Raw genomic sequence first — 20233 nt, forward strand, 5'->3', positions numbered from 1 at the left:
GGCCTCCTTTATTTGGCATTTGCTAACTTAATTTTACCAGATTAGTGGAATCAATCCGGGGGTGGGGACGCCGAATTGGAAAATTCTTAAACACAATTAAGGGGCTGTGACATAAGTCCTTTTATACAGGCTAAAAATTTACAGCGCGGTACACAAATGGGCTCAAGCATTCGGAAATTCCGAACGCTTGAGCCCTATTTGTGCTCGCGGGGGCTCGAAGACGAAGTCGTAACCGACTTCTGTCTCGCTCCCTTATAATCGAATTTAATTGTTATTAATCTTCTTCAACACCGGTACCATCGTAGCACCGTTCAAGGAGCTCCTTGAGCTGGCTAACCAGTGGTTCAACCGGGTTAGTAGTCGTACATTGGTCCTCGTAAGCCAGGACGGCCAGTTCGTCGACCACCTTGTCGAATTGTTCACGGGTAACCCCGTTGTCCTTGAGGCTTAACTTGACACCACATTCGTGAGCAACTTCGATGAACTTCTTAGCGTAAGCTTCGGCCAGTTCTTCGTCTGAGTTGCCTTGCAGGCCAATGAACCGTGCCAAGTCAGCGTAGTCCTTGGTTGCGTGGTAAGTCTCGTAGTGTGGCCAGAGGGCGAGCTTTTGTGGCCGCTTAGCATTGAAGCGGATTACCTGCGGCATGGCGATGGCGATCAGCAGACCGTGAGGAAGGCCGAACGCACCACCCATCTTGTGGGCCAGTGAGTGGGTGATTCCCAGGAAGGCTTGACCAAATGCCATTCCGGCCATTGTGGAGAAGTCGTGCATCTTCCGCCGAGCAAGCTTGTCACCGCGGACAGACTTTGGCAGGTATTCCATGGCCCCCTTGACGGTTTGCAGTGACCAACCACGGGTGTAGTCGGTTGCCATTACGGAAACGTATGATTCAGTAGCGTGGCAGATAACGTCCAGACCGGTGTAGGCCGTGGTCTTTGCCGGGACCGTCTCAACGAATTGGGAGTCAACGATCGCAATGTTTGGTGTCAGGGCGTAGTCAGCCAGTGGGTACTTAACGTGGGTCTTGGAGTCAGTGATAACCGCGAATGGAGTTACTTCAGAACCAGTCCCAGAAGTGGTTGGGATCCCGATGAGTTGGGACTTAACCGGCTTCTTAATCTGGTAAGCACGCTTCCGGATATCGAGGTACTTCTGCATTACGCCGTACCAGGAAGTTTCTGGGTGCTCGTAGAACATCCACATTGCCTTGGCAGCGTCCATTGGTGAACCACCACCGAGGGCGATAATGGTGTCTGGCTTGAAGTCGTTCATCATTGCGACACCCTTTTCAACCGTGTCCGTTGATGGATCTTCTTCCACATCATCGAAGACCAGGTAAGAGGTCCGGTTTTGACGAAGCCGCAGTTGGTCAATTACTCGTTGAACGTAACCACGCTTGCTCATCCCTGGGCCCGTAACGATGAAGGCCCGTTCAATGTTTGGGATATCCCGCAATTCTTTCAGTGAGTTCCGTTGAAAGTATACTTTTGGGGGAATCTTGACCCATTGACGATTTTCCCGCCGCTTAGCGATTACCTTGATGTTCAAGAGGTCCCAGTCGGTAACGTTGTGAGAAACAGAGTTACCACCGTAAGAACCAGTCCCCAGAGTAAGGGAAGGCGTCATGTTGTTGTAGATGTTACCAATCCCACCGATCCCAGATGGGGAGTTAACGATGATTCGGGATGCCCGCATTTCCAGACCGTACTTAGTAGCCAGATCTTCGTCTAAGGTGTGGATGGCCGCCGTGTGACCTTCACCACCGTAGTGCAGCAGTTGACGGCAGATGTCAAAGGCGTTTTCCCGTGACGTTGCCCGGTACATAGTCAGCACTGGGGAAAGCTTTTCAGCAGAAAGTGGGTACTTGTCGCCGACACCGTCGTATTCAGCGATCAGGACCTTGGTGTTGGCAGGAACATTCTTCAGACCGCACATTTCAGCGATCGCGTTGGCAGAACGACCGGCAATTGGTCCCCGTACTTGGTGCCGGTCAGGGTCGATGAAGCCATCAGTGAAGGTCTTAATTTCGTTTGGCTTGATGAAGTAGCAGTTCCACTTCTTGAATTCTTCCTTAACTTGGTCGTAAATCTCGTCATCAACAACGACGGAGTTTTCTGAAGCACAGATCATCCCGTTATCGAAAGTCTTGGAAAGCACGATATCGTAGATGGAACGTGCAATGTTAGCTGACTTTTCGATGTAGGCCGGACCGTTACCAGGACCAACCCCTAATGCCGGGTTACCAGAACTGTAGGCCGCCTTAACCATGGCTGGGCCACCGGTTGCCAGGATTGTGGCGGTATTCGGGTTCTTAATCAAAGCCGTCGTGGCTTCGATGCTACATTGTGGGATCCATTGGATCATATCCTTTGGAGCCCCGGCCTTTTCAGCGGCTTCTTGCAAGATCTTAGCAGTCTTGATTGAAGATTGCAGAGCTTGCGGGTGGAAGGAGAAGATGATCGTGTTCCGCGTCTTAGCAGAGATGATGGACTTGAAGATCGTGGTGGACGTTGGGTTTGTAACCGGAACGATTCCGGCGATGACCCCCAGTGGGTCCGCAATGGTGATGGTTTGGTCTTCATCGTTGTCTTCAATGATTCCAACCGTCTTGTCGTGACGGATGTTGTTCCAGATGTACTCACTGGCGTAGATGTTCTTGATTGCCTTATCTTCGGCAACCCCACGACCAGTTTCCTTAGCGGCGTCAACGGCTAAGTCCATGTGGTGTTCTTCGGCAGCCAGAGCCATTGCCTGACAGATCTTATCAACTTGTTCTTGTGAATAGTATCTTAATTTTTCAAAGGCAGCCAGACTCTTCTTCATCAGGTCATCGACCATGGCCTGAGCTTGCTGCTGCTTGTTTTCTTTTGATTCTACAGTTTGCTTTTTTTGATTAGCCATAACAAAGTGCTCCTTTGATTTTTAATAGTTTGTTATGTTTTGAACATGATTAATAGTAATATATGTTCTCGGTAAAATCAAGCACTTTGTGATGGTGTGAACAATGGTTATGCCGATGAATCCGCTTACAATATGATGCTGTAAAGGCGCGGCTCATTAATAAAAATATTGGTATAATTTTAGCGGCCATGGGTTACATATAATTTGCTTTATTCATTGCTTGAACTAAACTTCACATAAGCAGCTACGAAAAAGGCCCCGCCAGCTGGACAAACAGTTGACGGGGCTCGTCTAATTATTCACGTGAGTTCTTATCTTTACCAGCGTTTGGATCCTTGATGTTATAATCGTCGTCGCTCATTGCTTCAACCTCGCCGAGCCGGTACCCGTTGCCGACCTGACTGAAGAAGTCGTGGTTAGCAGTGGAAGTTGAGATCCCGTTCATGACTACCGGATTGACGTCAGCGGCGGTGTCAGGGAAGAGCGGTTCCTGGCCGAGGTTCATCAGGGCCTTGTTGGCGTTGTAACGGATGAAGGTCAAAACATCGCTGGTCCAGCCGACTTGGTCATAGAGGAGGTGGGTGTAGTTTTCCTCGTTGCTATAGAGGTCGTAGAGGAAGTTATACATCCAATCTTTAATATCCTGTTGCTGCTTTTCGGTCCGGTTACGCAGACCAACCTGGAACTTGTAGCCGATGTAGGTACCATGGACGGATTCGTCCCGCAGGATTAGCTTAATGATTTCGGCCACGTTGTTCAGCTTGTTGTGGCCCAGGTAGTAGAGCGGCGTGTAGAAGCCGGAGTAGAAGAGAAAGGTTTCCAGAAAGACGTTGGCAACCTTTTTCTTCAGCGGGTCCTCGGCAGGGTCGAGGTACATGTTGGCAATCTTGGTGGCCTTGTTTTGCAGGTATTCCTCAGAGTCTGACCACTTGAAGATCTCTTCAATTTCGTCAGGAGTATTCAATGTAGAAAAGATGGTGGAGTAGCTCTTGGCGTGGACCGATTCCATAAACTGAATGTTGTTCAAGACGGCCGTCTCATGCTGGGTTTTGACGTCTTCCTTGAGGGCGGTCAGACCGGCCTCTGATTGGACGGTATCCAAGAGGGTCAGCCCCCCGAAGACGTGGCCGACCGTCCAGCGGTGGTCATCATCAAGCTCGCGCCAGTCATCGAGATCATTTGAAACGGGGATCCGGGTGTCCAACCAGAATTGCTCGGTCAGCTTTTCCCAAGTCGCCTTATCGATCATGTCGGAAACCTCGTTCCAGTTGATCGCTTTATAGCTATTCAGTGGCTTAAATTTTTCTTCCAGCTTCATTAACGTGCTGCTCCTTTTCATGATTAGGCAAAATTTCTATCGTATCACAGTGATTTTAAGTTTAACAGGTACCCAGTGCCAAATCAAATGACACAGCTCTCGCACTGGTTGGCGCCGATCTCGTCATTATCATCGGTAAATGTTCTGATGTAGTAGATCGACTTGATCCCCTTCTTGTAGGCGTAGTGCCGCAGGAGGTTGAGGTCCCGGGTCGTCATCTTATCGGTCCGGCCAGCCTTCCAGTCGTATAGTCCGGCTGGGATGGTGGATCGCATAAAGAGGGTCAATGAAAGGGATTGGTCAACGTGCTGCTGGGCCGCGGCGTACGTGTCGATGACCTTACGCATGTCCATGTCATAGGCGGACTTGTAATATGGCATGGTGTCATTTGAGAGGTATGGGGCCGGGTAGTAGATCTTACCAATCATCTTTTCTTGCCGCTCCTCGATCCGGTTGACGATTGGGGTCAGGCTGGCCGTCGAATCGTTGATGTAGGCCGTCGAACCGTTTGGTGCTACGGCTAACCGGTAGGCGTTGTAAAGGCCGTCTTGCATGACGCGGTCCCGGAGCTGCTCCCAGTCGGCGGGGCCGGGGATGAAGATGCCGGCAAAGAGCTCCTTGACAACGTCGGCTTGCGGCCGCCAGTCGCGGTTGACGTACTTGTCGAAGTAGGAACCGTCGGCATAGGCGCTCTTATCAAAGCCGGTGAAGGTCTCGCCGCGCTCCTTGGCAATCTCGTTGGAGGTGACCAGGGACCAGTAGTTCAACAGCATGAAGTAGACACCGGTAAACTCGATGGCCACCGGACTGCCATACTGGATGTGGTTCTTAGCCAGGTAGCCATGCAATCCCATGGCGCCGAGGCCGATAGAATGGGTGAGGTCGTTCCCGTGCTTAATGGTAGGGACGGTGTCGATTTGTTCGACATCACTGATCCGGGTCAGCCCCCGGACCATTGCTCGCACGGACCGGCCAAAGTCAGGACTGTCCATCATGTTGGCGATGTTGGTCGAACCGAGGTTGCAGCTGATGTCCTGGCCCAACTTGGTGTAGGTTTGGTCATCGTTGACCCGGGATGGGACCTGGACCTGAGCAATTTCAGAACAAAGGTTGCTCATCACGATCTTGCCATCAATCGGGTTGGCCCGGTTAACCGTGTCGATGTTGATGATGTACGGGTAGCCGGATTCCTGTTGGAGCTTGCTGATTTCGTCCTCCAGGTCCCGGGCATTGACCTTCTTCTTGTGGATTTCGTCGTTGGCGACCATGTTGTCGTATTCCTTGGTGATGTCTACGTAGGAGAATGGTACGCCATAGATGCGTTCAACGTCATAGGGACTGAAGAGATACATGTCCTGGTTTGCTTCGACCAGCTCGTAGAACTTGTCTGGAACGGTGATCCCCAGTGAGAGAGTCTTCAACCGAATCTTTTCATCGGCGTTTTCCTTCTTGGCACCCAAGAATTCGATGATGTCGGGGTGGAAGACGCTCAAGTAGACTACGCCGGCCCCTTGCCGCTGGCCCAGCTGGTTGGAGTAGGAGAAACTGTCCTCGAGGAGCTTCATGACCGGAACCACCCCGCTGGCCGCGCCCTTGATTTTCTTGATCGGCGCGCCGGCTTCCCGGAGGTTGGAGAGGTTAATGCCGACCCCGCCGCCAATTTTGGAGAGTTGGAGGGCGGAGTTGATCGTCCGGCCGATGGTGTTCATGTCGTCGGTAGTTTGAATGGCAAAGCAGGAGATGAACTCGCCCCGGCGCTTGCGACCCACGTTCAAGAAGGTTGGGGTAGCCGGTTGGTAGCGTTGGTGAATGATCTCGTCAGCCAGGTCCATCGCCAGCTCCTGGTCTCCATTGGCCAGGTAGAGGGCGTTCATGGCGACCCTGTCAATGTAGTTTTCCAAGTAGTATTCCTTATCATTGGTCCGCAGGGCGTACTGGGCATAGAACTTGTATGCGGCCATGAAGGAATGGAAGTGGAAGTTCTGAGCCTTGAGGTAATCATAGAGCTTCTCGATGAATGCCAGGCTGTACTGGTCCATGAAGCCGCGTTCGATGTAGTCATGATCCTCTAACCAGGTGAAGCGCTCCTTTAATGAAGAAAAATGCTTGGTATTGGGCTTGACGTTGCTTTCGATGAAGTCTGTTAAGGCTTCTTTATCCTTATCTAGTTGGATTTGTCCATTGCGGGGAATGTTGACCTCGTTGTTGAGATCGAAGTAACGGACCTTGGTCAGGTCAATGTCAGATAATGCCATGTTGATTTGCTCGCTTTCTAATTGCTGTTGGTGACAAAAATCAAGCCAGGGAGAAGGTGGCGAAACACGCTGTTCTACCTGGCTTTAAGTAGCTTTCAACGACTATGCTAATTGTTGAAGACGGTCTGGACGGAAGCCAGAAAATGCGTTACCGTTAGGAAGCTTGACCACCGGAGTAGCCATGAACCCCTCTGCTTTTAGCTTGGCGACGTATTCAGGCTGCTCATCGATGTTGTGCTCGATGAAATCAATATTGTGCTGTTGCAAGAATCTTTTGGTCATCTTGCATTGGATACAATTATTCTTGGAAAAGACAGTTACCATACTAATTTCCCCTTACTTAATTTATCGATTTGATGTTTTCTAGTATAGTGGGAAATGAGGAAAAATCAATCAAAAAATACCATATATGGTGCTACACAATTAGTGAAACACGATATATGGTAATAACGACGGGGGCTAACTTTGTGAAACTTTTTTAGTAATCACTAGATAAGAGTCAGGTAACCATTATACACTGGAAACGACGAAAAATGTTTTAATTTTGCGGAGAAATATGATGACAGACGAAAAAATTCACGAAAAATATATGCAGGCGGCCATCAAGGAGGCAAGGCAGGCAGAGATTCTCGGCGAGGTGCCAATCGGGGCGGTGGTTGTTCATGATGGGCAGATCATCGGCCGGGGACATAACATGCGTGAGAAGTTCCAGGACGTGACCTACCACGCGGAGATGCTGGCGATCATGGAGGCATGCACGACCCTGGGCAGTTGGCGGCTGGAGGACTGTGACCTCTATGTGACCCTGGAACCATGTATCATGTGCAGCGGTGCCATCATCAATGCCCGGATCAAGAATGTCTACTATGGAGCCAAGGACCCGAAGGCGGGAGCCGTGGACAGCCTCTATCATTTATTGAGCGATCAGCGGCTGAACCACCAGGTCAATGTCGAAAGCGGCCTGCGGGGAGCGGAGTGCAGCCGGATGCTGAAGGACTTCTTCCGGGCGATTCGAAAAAGGAAGAAGCTAGCACGTAAAAAATGTCGGGCAAAGGACTAGCATTTCGTGGCGAAGTAGTGTACTATAAATATTGCCGTAAGGCCTTAGAGCAAGGTTGCACTTACGAACCGTGTCAGGTCCGGAAGGAAGCAGCACTAAGTATGAAGCAGCTTGTGCTCTAAGTTTTATTGATAATCAACTCCAGGCTCATGGCGAGATCTTCTTGCCGTGGGCCTCTTTAATTTATTAAATTGCCAAACAGATTGATAACAAATTGCAGGGGAAAGCTTGTATAATATTTATTAGCACTTTGTTATCAGAAAGGAAGGTTAGCGTGAGTTACCAGGCTTTATACCGGGTTTGGCGGCCCCAGCGATTTGACGAGCTGGTCGGCCAGCAAATAGTAACCCAGACCCTAAAGAACGCAATTATCACTAATCAGATCAGCCACGCCTACCTATTTGCGGGTCCCCGGGGGACGGGGAAGACCTCGGCCGCCAAGATCTTTGCCAAGGCGGTCAACTGTCACCATGCAAAAGATGGCGAACCCTGCAATCAGTGTGAGATCTGTCGGGCGATCACCAAGGGCCAGCTCAACGATGTAATTGAAATCGATGCGGCTTCCAACAACGGGGTCGAAGAGATCAGAGATATTCGCGATAAGGCCAAGTATGCACCGACCCAGGCCGACTACAAGGTCTACATCATCGACGAAGTTCACATGCTCTCCACCGGGGCCTTTAATGCCTTATTGAAAACCCTGGAAGAACCCCCGACAAACGTCATCTTCATCCTGGCGACGACCGAGCCGCACAAGATCCCGTTGACGATCATTTCGCGGGTTCAGCGTTTCGACTTCCGCCGGATCAGTGCCCAAGACGCTTTCGACCGGATGAAGTTCATTCTGGATCAGAAGAAGGTCGATTACGAAGAGAAGGCCCTCTGGGTGATTGCCAACGCTGCCGAGGGGGGAATGCGGGATGCGTTGAGCATTCTAGACCAGGTGCTGTCCTTTAGCGATAACGAGGTCAAACTTGACGACGCCCTGCTGGTGACCGGTAGTGTAACTAAACAGTTGCTGAAGAAGTACTTTCTGGAGCTGGTGCATCACGAGAGTGCCCAGGCCCTCGATACGATGAAGGATATCCTAGGCGAAGGGAAAGACGGTCAACGCTTTATTGAAGACCTGATTTCCTTTATCCGGGACGTCCTTCTCTACCAGGAGTCGCCGGACCTGATCAGTGTGGCTGCTACCGGCCTCAAGGATGAGGATTTCAAGGAACTCAGCGCTGCAGTATCGGCGGGTAGCCTCTACCAGATGATCGACGAACTCAATGACATTCAAGAAGAGATGCGCTTTACGACGCACCCGGATGTCTACTTGGAAGTTCTGACGGTCAAGCTTTGTCAGATCAAGGACGGTGAAGCTGCGTCGGCACCGCAGCAGTCTGCCCAGCAATCACAGCCCAACCTGGCAGCCAACGCAACGATCAAGCAGCTGCAACAAGAGATTCAGCAACTCCAACAGACGGTTCAGCAACTCCGGGCAACCGGGGGCGGGCCGGCCAAGCGGCCTGCCCAGCCGCGCGTTAAGCAACGAAAAGTTCAGGTTAACCTGGGGCGGATTTACCCGGTTCTCGGGGCGGCCACCAGAAAAGACCTGGTCAACCTCCAGAACCTGTGGGAAGATATGCTTAACCATCTGACGGTCCCCCAACGTTCGCTGCTTCACGTCTCCAAGCCCGTGGCTGCTAGTGCAACCGGGGTGATCGTTGCCTTCAACTATGCCTTCCTTTTCCAGGAAGCCACGACGGATGATAACCTGACTACGGCGATGGAGGGGGCCCTGCAGCAGTTGATAGGGAGCGAATATAAGGTGGTGTTCGTGCCGCAGGATAAGTGGCCGCAGATCAGGAAGAACTACATTAAAGAACACGGCCTTGATCACCGGAAACCGGCCAGCTCGCAGCCAGTAGCGCCGCAAGTGCAGCCGAGTGCCCAGCAGCCGCAGTCAAGCGTTCAGCAAACTGAGCCGGCCCCGCAGTCTCAGCTAGCCGCACCGGCCCCGGCTGAGCCGCCCCTGCCGGAAGAACCGCCAGCTGATCCTGAAGCGGCTGATATGACGCCGCCTGCCGGACAATCTGCCGGCAGTCAGGATCCGGTAGCGGCCGCTAAGCAGCTTTTTGGCGACGATATTGTTAAAATAGAAGATAATTAAAATATAAAGGATGGATAGGATTATGATGCGTGGAATGAATATGCAACAAATGATGAAGCAAGCAAAGGCAATGCAGAAGAAAATGATGGCTGAACACGAGGAACTTGCCAAGCAGGAATTTGTCGGCAAGGCGCCCGATGACATGGTGACGGCGACCTTCACCGGTGACAACAAACTGGTGGACCTGAAGATCAATAAGGAAGCCGTTGATCCAGATGATATCGACATGCTCCAGGACCTGGTCGTAGCCGCGATTAACGATGGGATGACCAAGGTCAATGAGGCGACGCAACAGACCCTCGGTAAGTACACCCGGGGGATGGGGATGTAATGCAGTATCCAGAACCACTTGCCAAGCTGATCGAAAGCTACACCAAGCTGCCAGGCATCGGGCAGAAGACGGCGACCCGGTTGGCCTTCTACACGCTCGGGATGGAAGAGGATGACGTAACCAACTTCGCCAAGTCCCTGTTATCAGCCAAGCGGGACTTGCACAGCTGCAGCATTTGCGGCAACATCACGGAGGACGACCCCTGTCCGATCTGTCGGGACAAGACCCGGGACCGGTCCAAGATTTTGGTGGTTGAGCAGTCGCAAGACATCATGGCTATGGAACGGATGCACGAGTACCACGGGCTCTACCATGTCTTGCAAGGGGTCATTTCACCCGTTGCCGGGACTGGTCCTGAGGATATCAACATCACCAGCCTGCTGAAACGGTTGCAGAAGAATGATGAGGTTAAGGAGGTCATTATCGCAACGAACGCCTCCTCGGATGGTGAGCTGACGGCGGGGTACCTGGCCAAGCTGATCAAGCCGGCCGGAATTAAGGTGACTCGCTTGGCTCACGGTCTGTCAGTGGGTGCTGATATCGACTATGCTGACGAGATGACCCTGTTCAAGGCAGTTCAAGGACGAACGGAGATGTAAGAGATGTTATTTAAACGTCAGCCAAAACACCAAATAGAAAAGAAACGCAACCAGCGACTCTTAGCAACGATCTACGAGACCAAGGCCAGCTGGGATCATGCTCGAGAAACCGAGCGGGCGGTCTACGAGGCCAATGTCAGCAGTGAGCTGCAGGATCGGGCGCACCTGCAGGAGCAGAAATATTTATACCTGTACCGGATTGCTCGCCGCTACCACGTTCATGGCCAGCTCAACCAGGGTATTGTCAGCCAGTAGAAAGGAAACGAATAATGAGTGGAAAGTTTATTTCTTTTGAGGGGCCGGATGGTGCCGGTAAAACGAGTGTGATGCGCCAAATCAAAGCCGCCCTGGATGAACAGCTGGGGGCCGACCGGGTGATGTACACCAGGGAACCCGGCGGCAACCATATTTCGGAGCAGATTCGCCGGGTGCTCTTCAATGCGGAGAACACCGACATGGATGCCCGGACGGAAGCCCTCTTGTTTGCGGCCGCCCGGCGTCAACACATTGTTTCGGAGATTCTGCCAGCCCTGCATGATGATCAGGTGATTTTATGTGACCGTTATGTCGACAGTTCGATTGCCTATCAGGGAGCCGGTCGTCACCTAGGCGAGCAGGAGATCTGGCAGCTGAACCAGTTTGCCATCGACGGCCTCTTGCCGGCCTTGACGGTTTACCTGGACGTTCCGTCGGAGGTGGGGTTGCGGCGGATCGCTGAACACCGCGCCGACCAGGTCAACCGCTTGGATGAGGAAAAACTGGCTTTTCACCACCTGGTTCGGCACTCCTTCCTGCGTTTGCAAAAGGCGCACCCCGACCGAATCAAGCTGGTCGATGCCAGCCAACCCCTCGACCAGGTGGTTGCCGACGTAAAGAAAGTAATTAATGATCGCTACCCAGAACTGTTTTAACTAATTTGTAGAGGTGATTATAATGAAGATGATTGTGGCCATTGTTCAAGCAAAGGACAGCAGCCGTTTGCGGAAGGCATTCACGGCTGAAAACATTCAGGTGACTCAGCTCTCCACCACTGGAGGTTTTCTGCGCGAAGGAAACTCTACCTTCTTGATCGGGATTCAAGATGAACGGGTTCAGGATGTTCTGGACGTAATCAAGAAGAACGCCAAGTCCCGTGAGCAATACATTACTTCTCAAATGCATATGGACGTTGAAGGGGGCTCAGCCTTCCCAGTCAACGTTAAAGTCGGCGGCGCGACGGTCTTTGTCCTGCCAGTCGACGACTTCATTAAGTTCTAAAAGTGGGGGATTGATTTGGCACAGGAAGCACGAGAACGGGCTGAGGAGCTTCAGCCGCAGATCATTGACCGGCTCAAGCGGATCCTTAATAATCACGAATTGGCGCACGCCTACCTGTTCGTCGGTCCCACCGGTTCCGGCAAGCTGGAGATTGCTCGCTGGCTGGCCCTCCGGCTCTTTTGTCTGCATCCACAGAACGGAGAACCGGACCTGACCTGTGCGGAGTGCCAGCGGATCCTGTCTGGCAACCACCCGGACATTGTAACGGCCTCCGCCCAGGGCCGGCAGATCAAGGTGGACGAAATTCGCCATCTAAAGGCTGAGTTTACCAAGAGTGCCATGGAGGGAAGCCAGAAGCTCTTCATCATCCAGGACGCCGAGAAGATGACCACCGGGGCGGCCAACAGCCTGCTGAAGTTCATTGAGGAACCTGGTCCTGGAGTTTATATCCTAATGCTGACCACGAATAAGAGTGCGGTGCTGCCAACGATTCGGTCGCGGACCCAGGTCATTGAGATGCAGCCGCTCAGCAAGGAGAAACTGCTCGAGCAGCTGGCCCAGGCGGAGATTCCCAAGGGACTGAGCACGGTAGCGGTCGGTCTCACCGATTCCGTTCAGGAGATCCAAGAATGGTGCAGTGACGACTGGTTCAATCAGGCGCTCACCGGGGTCTGCCAGTGGTTCAATAACGTCAGCCAGGGTAACATGCTGGCCTTTGTCGAGGTTCAGACCAAGCTGGTCAAACTGGCGGGAGACCGGGGCAAGCAGCAGGTCCTGCTCGACCTGATCACTCTGATCTGGCGGGATGCTCTCCTGGTTGCTAACGGGGTGACGGATCCCGCGCGGCTGCACTTCATCAGTGAACAAGGGCAGATGCAGGCCTTGGCCGGTCAGTATTCAATGCAGCAGCTGTTGACGGTCAGTCAATTGACCCTGGAGATCCGGCATCTGCTGGGGCAGAACATTAACTTCCAAAATATTGTCGAGCAGCTGACCATTCGAATTGTGCAGACATTGCGTGCAGTGGGGGCAGAATAATGAGTGAAAAACAAGCAAACGAGAATATTTACGATCGCTTTACCCAGGTGACGAAGCAGACACGCGAACTGGTCGCTAACATGGAACAGTTGCAAAACCAGATCACGGAGTTGCTGGAGCAGAATGCGGAACTGTCCATCGAAAACGACCACTTGCGGCGGGTGATCAAGAAGATGAAGGACGAGCACGGCGAATCCAAACTATCCGGCTCCCGGCAGAACCTCAAGGAACTCTACCAGCAGGGCTTCCACGTCTGCAGCGAGTATTTTGGCAAGCGGTTGGCGCCAGGGGAGTCCTGTGCCTTCTGTACTGACGTCATCTTCGGTCATGATCCGGACAAAGCAAAGTAGGTGAAGAGATGCAACAGATAAGCAGTTTTAATAACCAGGAGACGGGCCACCTCTACTTGGTGCCGACCCCGATCGGCAACCTGGACGATATGACCTTTCGGGCGATCAAGACGCTCCAAGACGTTGACCTGATTGCGGCGGAGGATACCCGGCACACCCAGCAGCTGTTGAACCATTTTGAAATTGACACCCGGCAGATCAGTTTCCATGAACATAATACCGAGCAGCGGATTCCCGAGCTGCTGGAAAAGTTGCAGGCGGGGATGGACATTGCCCAGTGCAGCGATGCGGGGATGCCGTCCATTTCCGATCCGGGTAAGGAACTAGTCGCCGCGGCAGTACAAGCCGGCATTCCGGTGATTCCCCTGCCCGGGGCCAACGCCGGCCTGACCGCTTTAATTGCTTCAGGATTGGTTCCGCAGCCCTTCTATTTCTATGGCTTCTTAGAGCGCAAACACCAGCAACAGGTGACAGCCCTAGAAGAGCTCCGGGATCGGCCGGAAACAATGATCTTCTATGAAGCTCCCCACCGGCTGAAAAAGACGCTGGCAACGATGGCCGAGGTTTTCGGTGATGAGCGGCCGGCCGTCTTAGCCCGGGAACTGACAAAGCGTTACGAGGAATTCAGTCGCGGACAGTTGGGGGAACTGCGGGATTGGTTTGACGACCACCAGGCTCGCGGAGAGTTTGTTGTGTTGGTCGGCGGGAACCCTGACCCGGCAGCTGAAGGACATGATGATGCAGCGGACCTTTCTTTGACCGAACAGGTAGACCGCGAGATTGTTGGGGGTCTTTCGACCAATGCGGCAATTAAGCTGGTGGCCAAGCGCAACCATGTCAAGCGGCAGGATCTGTACAAGCAGTATCACAACCTATAGGAGGCAGCGGATGGAGTTACGACAAGGAAAACAGGTATACGAGATGCCCCACCAATTGACATACTATGAGTGTGATGACACTGGCCACCCAACGCTGGGTATGATGTTGAGCATGATGACGATGGTGTCGGATGCCCATTCCATCGCACTGGGGATGGATACGGCGACGATTCAACAGACTGGTGGTGCATGGGTAATTACCGAATACGATGGGGAGGTCGCGACTGAGCAGCCGCACTTTGGTGATCAGGTTATCCTGGGAACCCGGGCCCTGGCGTATAACCGTTTCTTTGCTTTGCGTGAGTTTTGGATGACAGATGCCGGTCATGAAAAACGCTACTTCCACCTACGTGCTACCTTTGTGTTCATGAACCTGAAAAAGCGGCGGTTGATGTCAATCCCCGCACAATTGATTGAACCCTTTAACTCGCCGGAGCAAAAGCGCCTGCCACGGCTGGCCAAACCTGCTAGCCTGACCACGACTGATCCGGCTAGTCGGCAGTACCGGGTACGCTATTTTGATATTGACGTTAATCACCACGTCAATAATGCCCGGTACCTGGACTGGTTGCTGGATCCGCTGGGTGGGGAGTTCTTGCGAAACCACCGGCCAGTTCGTCTGGTGATTAAGTACCAACATGAGGTTCGCGAAAATGCCACCGTTACCAGCCAATTCCAACTGGTGAAAAAAACGCCTGGCCTCGTCAGCAGTCACCGCCTCCTGGTAGACGACCAGGTTTGCGCGACTGCTGAGATCGGCTGGGTCGAAAAGTCAATTCAAAAATAATATTCTAGACAAAAAATACCTCACTACCATTCATAAAAATGGTAGCGAGGTATTTTTCGCCTTAGGTGTGATTATATATTAGCAGAGCCCTTTCCCCAATAGAACCCTTGCTGCAGCACCGCCGGATTACCGGCAAACGCCTGGGCGAGTTTACGATCAGCAATTCCTTCGACGACGAAATCAAGCTGGTGATGTGCGGCAAAAGCAAGCCATGCTTTGACGAAGTCGTGCCGAACTTCGAAATCCTCGTTTCTAAAGAGGAGCAGCGAGATCTTGATCCGCTGGATAACGTCGAGTTGCCGAACGATGAAGGCGTAGCTGTTACCGCCAGCACAGACATCATCAATGGTGAGTTCAAAGCCAAGCTCTTTTAAGTGGCGTATTTCATCATCGAGATAGTCAAGACTATGAAGGGTTTCTCGCCGTTCAGTAATCTCGACCGCCACCTGGTTGTGATATTGCTGGTAAATCGTGTCGAGAAACTTCCAGACATTAGTAAATTCCATTTGGCATGGTTCCAGATTAATGTAAATCTTGCGATCAGGATGACCAGCCAGGACGTGATCAAGTGCTTCTTGACTGAGATCAATCCAGCGCTCGTTTCCTTCCTGAGTAGTGAGACTATGTAGAAATTGCGGTCCAGGGAAGGCTCCCGATACGTCACGCATCAGCATTTCGTACCCAGTGATGGACGCGTGGAGTCGGTCGTCAACCTGGAGGATTGGTTGAAAAATATTATGAAGATTTATCAGCTTAGTCATAATTTACTCCTCCCCCTATTCCTTATCCTTAGAACTGCTTTGCTTGTGGTAATGATCGGTAACAATCCAACCGCGACCGTTATTTTTTACACTATATAACATTCTATCCGCCCGTTTCAAGGTGTCGTCAAGTATTTCACCATTCAAGTGATTGGTTAAGCTGGCAGAAAAGCTGATTCTGATCTTCATTCCCTCACTCGTGACAATGGGCTGTTGATTAAAGAAATCTTCAACATCCTGCAGCACAGTGTGGATTTCAGTAATTGGATAGTTTGTGACGACGATGGAGAATTCTTCCCCACCGAAACGGTAGACGTAGCCGTGACCAGGAAAGGCAGCATGGATCCGTTTGCGGAGGGTGGTGGAGAAGGTATTTAGTACCTCGTTTCCCGCGAAGTGACCATACCGGTCATTGATCGACTTAAAGTGATCAATGTCAAGCGCGCCAATGCAGATGTTGTGGATATCCTGGCGCTTGGCTAGACCACTGATCTCCTGGCTGAGGGCCCGGTAATTAAGCAGGCCGGTCAGATCATCACGAACGCTTTCCTTTCGTAGGAGTTTGATCTTTTGCTTGTTTTTATTCTCAATTGCGTACCGGTTCTTTTCAAGAATCAAGAAGATCGCTAGTCCTAATGTGGCGGCGCTGACGCTGATCGCCTGTAGCCTTCCTTCAATTGCTTGGGTAAGCAAATCAACGATTCCGAGGCTGATAATTGCCATGGTGTAGCGGGTAAAGATGGATAATTTTACGTACTTGATTAGGATCCAACAGATGGTCACGAAGAAGATCGACTTTAGCACCCAGATCCACCAGTTACTGAATGAATTAATACCGATGATTGCTGTATAGAGACTGGACAAGAGGGGCGTGGCCGCGAGGAGCCCCCACCAGATCGCGCTGTGCTTTTTCCGAAAGAGCATGGTGATGGGGAGGACCATTGTGAAGGTTAAGTCCGTCAGATTGAGAAAGGAGATCTGCAATAAGCAAAGCTCCTGGATAAAGTAGGTGATACTAATGATGATTGCCAAGATGGAGTTATAACGGCTAAAGGAATCGAGATAGCTCTCAAAGTAAATTTGGCCGATAATCATGAAGATGACAATTATCGGCAGGTAGACAATAGCATTGAAAATTTTAATAGCCAAAATTTGGTTCTCTTTTCTTATTAATTTTCTAATCACCTTGCATTTTACCGCTAGTTGGACGATAAGCCCAGCTCCAATTTAATTATAAAAATATATATTGTCAATATTAAAATTATATAATTTGAATAAAAAACTTTATATATGCTTCTGTAATGGTCCTGGGGTAATGAATGGTCTTGAAGAGGGTCAAACGCCGTGTATATTTCATCAAAATATCACTGACTCGGGGAGGAAAGACCAAGGTACCACCTGCCTTGCAATGACACCGAAATGCCTAGTCAATCCGAAGATCTTGAACAACAATATTAACTTTGTTTATCAGGCGGTTGAAAGAGAATTTGCTTGTTGATAATCAACTGGTCACAGTTAATTGATGGTCAAAATTATAAAAGAATAAATATAATTGCATGTCATTGAGAAATGAAAACGGTTAGTCTACAATTTAGGTGCTATTCGTAAAAATTATATTAGCTAACCGATATGTAAGAAACTTGCATAACGATTTTAGCATTATCAGCTTAACGGGATGGCGATTAATGGGCCTGACCCTGCCATGCTTCGGCGAGAGACTGTTAATATTATGGATAGCGGATAAGTTTTATTAAGAAAGGACTTGCTATCCGAGTGCGGGGATTCTAATTCTTACCGACACGCGAATAGTCGGGCAAGTAGTGATGGGCAAGCTCCATTACGAAGCGAAGTAATATGGATAAAAATTTGCAACATAGCTACCGCGACCGCTATTATGAGCGGGGACATTGGGGAACAAAGATCTGGCAAACCTTAGTGATGTTGTTGAGCTGGCTTGTCTTTATTACCCCGATTATTATTATGACGGCAACCTATCTGGCCTACCGGACTGATAACCGGTGGGGGCATTTCTTCTGGCACTACGCTGAGGGATTTCAAGAACTGAATTTTCTGATGATCTTTCTGACGTTTGCCCTTGGAACCATCGCCGTTTTCTGCCTGGCGTTGAGTTATGTTCAGGTGCGACGGGCCCGTGGCCTGGTTGAGAAGTGGCCAATGTTTGATATTACCAAGAATCAATGGGAACAACGGGCGGCCGAACGCTTCATGACTGAGCGTTTCGGAGACGAGAAATTTCGTCAGAATTGCCGTAATTATACGGTGCGCCCGGAGCAGAACCTCAGCAAGAATCAATTGAAGAAGATCGTGAATAACGAAGAAACGAGTGTGAAGCACTAATGGTTTCTAATATTATGAATGAGGCCTTTCAGACCACCTCACCTTGGATGACGTTTTTGCTGATCATCAATCTGATTCTCTGTTTGTACCCCATCTTGGGATCGATGTTTTGGTTTTTCGGGGCACTTTCCTACATGATCTTTCGCCATGGTGAGGAGAAGGTTGATTCACAACCATTGAAAGAGGAACCCTTTGTTACGATTATGATTCCGGCGCATAACGAAGAGGTGGTTATTAAGAGTACCTTGGAGTACTTGCTGAACGACCTGAACTAGCATAACTATGAGATTTTAGTGATGGATGATGGGAGTACTGATAAGACACCGCAGATCCTGCAACAGATGCAGGAAAAGTATCCCAAACTACGGGTGATTCGGATCGAAGAGAACAAGGGGAAGGCCCACGCCTTCAACATCGGGATCTTCTTTGCCAAGGGCGACTATATCCTCAGTAACGATGCGGACACGATTCCGGAGCCAGACGCCCTGACTAAGTATATGCGTTATTTCAACAGTCCCAATGGTCTGAATTACGCAGCAATCACGGCCAACATGGATGTTTATAACCGGTCGTGCCTTTTGGGAAAGTCCCAGACCGTTGAGTTTTCGAGTATTGTCGGGATCATTAAGCGCAGCCAGACGGCGCTGAACAATACGATGTATGCCTATAGCGGAGCCAATACGATGTACCGGCGGAGTTTTCTTATCGATGTCGGCGGTTTTCGGCAGGACCGGGCAACGGAGGACATCAGCATTGCCTGGGACCATACCTTTATGAACGTTACGCCGAAGTTCGCACCGGACATCGTGTTTCACATGAACGTTCCCGAAACGTTTCACGACCTTTACCGGCAACGTAAGCGGTGGGCACAGGGGGGCACCGAGGTTTGGCTGACCAACTTCACCAAAGTGCTGCGTCATCCCTGGCGCCACCGTTTTGTGATCCCGATGCTCGTGGACACGACCATGTCGATTATCTGGTCCTTCTTCTTCTGGATCACGAGTATCATCTTCATCTTGTTGATGGCCCATTACGCGTTAACCGGTAACTATGAACGGGTATGGCATGGCATCGTAATGAGCATGATCTTTGTTAACTTTCAGCTGATTGCCGGTCTGTTTCAGGTGCTGGCGGCACTGCTTTTCGATTTTAACGGCGCTAAGCTGCGTTACCTAATCTTTGCGCCCCTTTACCTGCTCTTCACCTGGCTCATGAACCCACTGACAATCGTGACCACCTGCGTTAAAGCAGTTAAGGCGGTAACTGGACACGGAAGCGGAAAATGGGTTAGCCCCGAAAGAAAGGCGCATAGCAATGAATGACTTGAAGACTTTCCTATTTTGGACCTTTGTTATCTTTACCGTTGTCTGTGTCTTTTTCTGCATCGAGGCCACCATTCGTTACCAAAGCAAGGTGGGAATTGATGATGAACATGGATTTGGCAGTAAGTATGAGTATTTTGGCCAGCCAATCTGTAACAATAAGGGGAAGCTTTACGGCTATGAATTGCTACTCCGGGAATTCGACCAGCAAGATAAGCGGTGGCGCTTACCAGTGGGAGTGGCAAACTTCCCGCTGAGCAAGGCAGTTTATACCATTCGCCAGATCGATCCCCAAATTATTGATAACATCCATCTGTTGGCAATAAATATGACCGTTAACCAGATTACCGATTTTCGGGCGGCGTATTTCATCAGCTGGGTGCGGGGAGTTATTAACAACCAACAACTGATGATTGAAATTGACGCGGCCGACCTCCGTCAGGCAAGTCCGCTACAGCGTCACCGGGTTCGGCGGCTACTTAAAGGGGTTGATCGGCAGGCGGTGAAAGTGTCCATCGAGAATGTCGATTCCACCCAGCGAACTTACAAGCTGTTGGAGCCCTTCTTACCGGAGATTGACTACCTAAAGTTTAACGTGCGGGCCTTTGACAAGTCGCCGAACCACTGGATCGACATTACCCTTGCCCAGTGGCAACGGCGTGCGCAAAAGGACAATGTGGTTGTAATCGTTGGTAAGATCGAGGACCAAGCGCAGGTTCAGTTAGCTGATCAGTTGAATATCGGTCTCCGGCAGGGCTATGCCTATGGGCAGCCGGCGCGGGTCCAGCAAAAGCATAAATAATCAATGCTGAAAAGGATGTGGTGAGCAAGTCGGTCGCCACGTCCTTTTTTAACAAAT

Annotated in this window: 19 protein-coding genes, 1 other RNA gene and 1 pseudogene; 15 read left to right on the forward strand and 6 right to left on the reverse strand. The window is 50.8% G+C overall.

Annotated features, from left to right (window positions below):
* Nucleotides 1-274: 274 nt before the first annotated feature.
* The 4 genes from adhE to nrdH all read right to left on the reverse strand — a co-directional run bounded on the left by adhE (nt 275) and on the right by nrdH (nt 6799).
* Nucleotides 275-2902, reverse strand: coding sequence for a bifunctional acetaldehyde-CoA/alcohol dehydrogenase (gene adhE, locus ACI31J_RS07145; RefSeq protein ID WP_439773735.1), 2628 nt, complete (start codon nt 2900-2902; stop codon nt 275-277).
* Nucleotides 2903-3197: 295 nt separating this feature from the next.
* Complete coding sequence (gene nrdF / locus ACI31J_RS07150; protein ID WP_439773736.1) at nt 3198-4220, reverse strand: class 1b ribonucleoside-diphosphate reductase subunit beta; 1023 nt, start codon at nt 4218-4220, stop codon at nt 3198-3200.
* An 83-nt stretch (nt 4221-4303) separates the two neighbouring features.
* Nucleotides 4304-6475, reverse strand: coding sequence for a class 1b ribonucleoside-diphosphate reductase subunit alpha (nrdE, locus tag ACI31J_RS07155; RefSeq protein ID WP_439773737.1), 2172 nt, complete (start codon nt 6473-6475; stop codon nt 4304-4306).
* 102 nt (nt 6476-6577) lie between these two features.
* A complete protein-coding gene (gene nrdH / locus ACI31J_RS07160) occupies nt 6578-6799 on the reverse strand; it encodes a glutaredoxin-like protein NrdH (RefSeq protein WP_439773738.1) in 222 nt (73 codons plus the stop codon).
* A gap of 232 nt (nt 6800-7031) precedes the next feature.
* Between nrdH and tadA the strand changes: the two genes are divergently transcribed.
* The 12 genes from tadA (at nt 7032) to ACI31J_RS07220 (ending at nt 14933) form a co-directional block, all read left to right on the forward strand.
* Complete coding sequence (gene tadA / locus ACI31J_RS07165; protein ID WP_439773739.1) at nt 7032-7535, forward strand: tRNA adenosine(34) deaminase TadA; 504 nt, start codon at nt 7032-7034, stop codon at nt 7533-7535.
* A gap of 35 nt (nt 7536-7570) precedes the next feature.
* An RNA gene (gene ffs, locus ACI31J_RS07170) (signal recognition particle sRNA small type) lies at nt 7571-7668 on the forward strand.
* A 141-nt stretch (nt 7669-7809) separates the two neighbouring features.
* Nucleotides 7810-9693 carry a DNA polymerase III subunit gamma/tau gene (gene dnaX / locus ACI31J_RS07175; RefSeq protein WP_439773740.1) on the forward strand — a complete coding sequence of 628 codons (1884 nt, stop codon included), beginning with the start codon at nt 7810-7812 and terminating at the stop codon, nt 9691-9693.
* Between the two features lie 22 nt (nt 9694-9715).
* Nucleotides 9716-10024: a YbaB/EbfC family nucleoid-associated protein gene (locus tag ACI31J_RS07180; protein ID WP_283594017.1), complete on the forward strand. Its 309-nt coding sequence runs from the start codon at nt 9716-9718 to the stop codon at nt 10022-10024.
* On the forward strand, nt 10024-10623 hold the full coding sequence (gene recR, locus ACI31J_RS07185; RefSeq protein WP_439773741.1) for a recombination mediator RecR: 600 nt from the start codon (nt 10024-10026) through the stop codon (nt 10621-10623). Before ACI31J_RS07180 ends, recR begins: the two co-directional genes overlap by 1 nt.
* Before the next feature lie 3 nt (nt 10624-10626).
* Nucleotides 10627-10878 (forward strand): YaaL family protein, encoded by a 252-nt coding sequence (locus ACI31J_RS07190; RefSeq protein WP_439773742.1) that lies wholly within the window; start codon nt 10627-10629, stop codon nt 10876-10878.
* 14 nt (nt 10879-10892) lie between these two features.
* On the forward strand, nt 10893-11534 hold the full coding sequence (gene tmk, locus ACI31J_RS07195; RefSeq protein WP_439773743.1) for a dTMP kinase: 642 nt from the start codon (nt 10893-10895) through the stop codon (nt 11532-11534).
* A gap of 22 nt (nt 11535-11556) precedes the next feature.
* Entirely contained in the window at nt 11557-11880 is a 324-nt protein-coding gene (locus ACI31J_RS07200; RefSeq protein ID WP_439773744.1) for a cyclic-di-AMP receptor, read from the forward strand.
* A gap of 15 nt (nt 11881-11895) precedes the next feature.
* Nucleotides 11896-12918, forward strand: a complete 1023-nt coding sequence (gene holB, locus ACI31J_RS07205; protein WP_439773745.1) for a DNA polymerase III subunit delta' — start codon at nt 11896-11898, stop codon at nt 12916-12918.
* Entirely contained in the window at nt 12918-13268 is a 351-nt protein-coding gene (locus ACI31J_RS07210) for a DNA replication initiation control protein YabA (RefSeq protein ID WP_439773746.1), read from the forward strand. The genes holB and ACI31J_RS07210 overlap by 1 nt, the downstream gene beginning before the upstream one ends.
* Nucleotides 13269-13276: 8 nt before the next feature.
* Complete coding sequence (gene rsmI, locus ACI31J_RS07215) at nt 13277-14146, forward strand: 16S rRNA (cytidine(1402)-2'-O)-methyltransferase (RefSeq protein ID WP_439773747.1); 870 nt, start codon at nt 13277-13279, stop codon at nt 14144-14146.
* Nucleotides 14147-14156: 10 nt separating this feature from the next.
* The gene (locus ACI31J_RS07220) at nt 14157-14933 is read left to right on the forward strand and encodes an acyl-[acyl-carrier-protein] thioesterase (protein ID WP_439773748.1); all 777 of its coding nucleotides are present in this window, start codon (nt 14157-14159) and stop codon (nt 14931-14933) included.
* A 71-nt stretch (nt 14934-15004) separates the two neighbouring features.
* On the opposite strand, the gene ACI31J_RS07225 is transcribed toward ACI31J_RS07220, so the two are convergent.
* Together ACI31J_RS07225 and ACI31J_RS07230 are read right to left on the reverse strand one after the other, a co-directional pair.
* Nucleotides 15005-15694 carry an EAL domain-containing protein gene (locus ACI31J_RS07225; RefSeq protein WP_439773749.1) on the reverse strand — a complete coding sequence of 230 codons (690 nt, stop codon included), beginning with the start codon at nt 15692-15694 and terminating at the stop codon, nt 15005-15007.
* A 15-nt stretch (nt 15695-15709) separates the two neighbouring features.
* Complete coding sequence (locus ACI31J_RS07230) at nt 15710-16843, reverse strand: GGDEF domain-containing protein (RefSeq protein WP_439773750.1); 1134 nt, start codon at nt 16841-16843, stop codon at nt 15710-15712.
* 705 nt (nt 16844-17548) lie between these two features.
* On the opposite strand from ACI31J_RS07230, the gene ACI31J_RS07235 reads away from it, so the two are divergent.
* The 3 genes and pseudogenes from ACI31J_RS07235 (at nt 17549) to ACI31J_RS07245 (ending at nt 20176) form a co-directional block, all read left to right on the forward strand.
* Complete coding sequence (locus ACI31J_RS07235; protein WP_439773751.1) at nt 17549-18052, forward strand: ABC transporter permease; 504 nt, start codon at nt 17549-17551, stop codon at nt 18050-18052.
* Nucleotides 18052-19374 (forward strand): annotated as a pseudogene (locus ACI31J_RS07240) (glycosyltransferase). The gene ACI31J_RS07235 and the pseudogene ACI31J_RS07240 overlap by 1 nt, the downstream one beginning before the upstream one ends.
* Nucleotides 19367-20176, forward strand: a complete 810-nt coding sequence (locus tag ACI31J_RS07245) for an EAL domain-containing protein (protein ID WP_439773752.1) — start codon at nt 19367-19369, stop codon at nt 20174-20176. Before ACI31J_RS07240 ends, ACI31J_RS07245 begins: the two are co-directional and overlap by 8 nt.
* The last annotated feature ends 57 nt before the right edge of the window (nt 20177-20233 follow it).

It is taken from the genome of Limosilactobacillus sp. (genome assembly GCF_051873075.1).
Taxonomy (GTDB): Bacteria; Bacillota; Bacilli; order Lactobacillales; family Lactobacillaceae; genus Limosilactobacillus.

Coding starts and splice junctions, on each gene's coding strand:
- adhE (WP_439773735.1), bottom strand. CDS start 2,902: ATGGCTAATCAAAAAAAGCAAACTGTAGAATCAAAAGAAAACAAGCAG.
- nrdF (WP_439773736.1), bottom strand. CDS start 4,220: ATGAAGCTGGAAGAAAAATTTAAGCCACTGAATAGCTATAAAGCGATC.
- nrdE (WP_439773737.1), bottom strand. CDS start 6,475: ATGGCATTATCTGACATTGACCTGACCAAGGTCCGTTACTTCGATCTC.
- nrdH (WP_439773738.1), bottom strand. CDS start 6,799: ATGGTAACTGTCTTTTCCAAGAATAATTGTATCCAATGCAAGATGACC.
- tadA (WP_439773739.1), top strand. CDS start 7,032: ATGATGACAGACGAAAAAATTCACGAAAAATATATGCAGGCGGCCATC.
- ACI31J_RS07180 (WP_283594017.1), top strand. CDS start 9,716: ATGATGCGTGGAATGAATATGCAACAAATGATGAAGCAAGCAAAGGCA.
- recR (WP_439773741.1), top strand. CDS start 10,024: ATGCAGTATCCAGAACCACTTGCCAAGCTGATCGAAAGCTACACCAAG.
- ACI31J_RS07190 (WP_439773742.1), top strand. CDS start 10,627: ATGTTATTTAAACGTCAGCCAAAACACCAAATAGAAAAGAAACGCAAC.
- tmk (WP_439773743.1), top strand. CDS start 10,893: ATGAGTGGAAAGTTTATTTCTTTTGAGGGGCCGGATGGTGCCGGTAAA.
- ACI31J_RS07200 (WP_439773744.1), top strand. CDS start 11,557: ATGAAGATGATTGTGGCCATTGTTCAAGCAAAGGACAGCAGCCGTTTG.
- ACI31J_RS07210 (WP_439773746.1), top strand. CDS start 12,918: ATGAGTGAAAAACAAGCAAACGAGAATATTTACGATCGCTTTACCCAG.
- rsmI (WP_439773747.1), top strand. CDS start 13,277: ATGCAACAGATAAGCAGTTTTAATAACCAGGAGACGGGCCACCTCTAC.
- ACI31J_RS07220 (WP_439773748.1), top strand. CDS start 14,157: ATGGAGTTACGACAAGGAAAACAGGTATACGAGATGCCCCACCAATTG.
- ACI31J_RS07225 (WP_439773749.1), bottom strand. CDS start 15,694: ATGACTAAGCTGATAAATCTTCATAATATTTTTCAACCAATCCTCCAG.
- ACI31J_RS07235 (WP_439773751.1), top strand. CDS start 17,549: ATGGATAAAAATTTGCAACATAGCTACCGCGACCGCTATTATGAGCGG.
- ACI31J_RS07245 (WP_439773752.1), top strand. CDS start 19,367: ATGAATGACTTGAAGACTTTCCTATTTTGGACCTTTGTTATCTTTACC.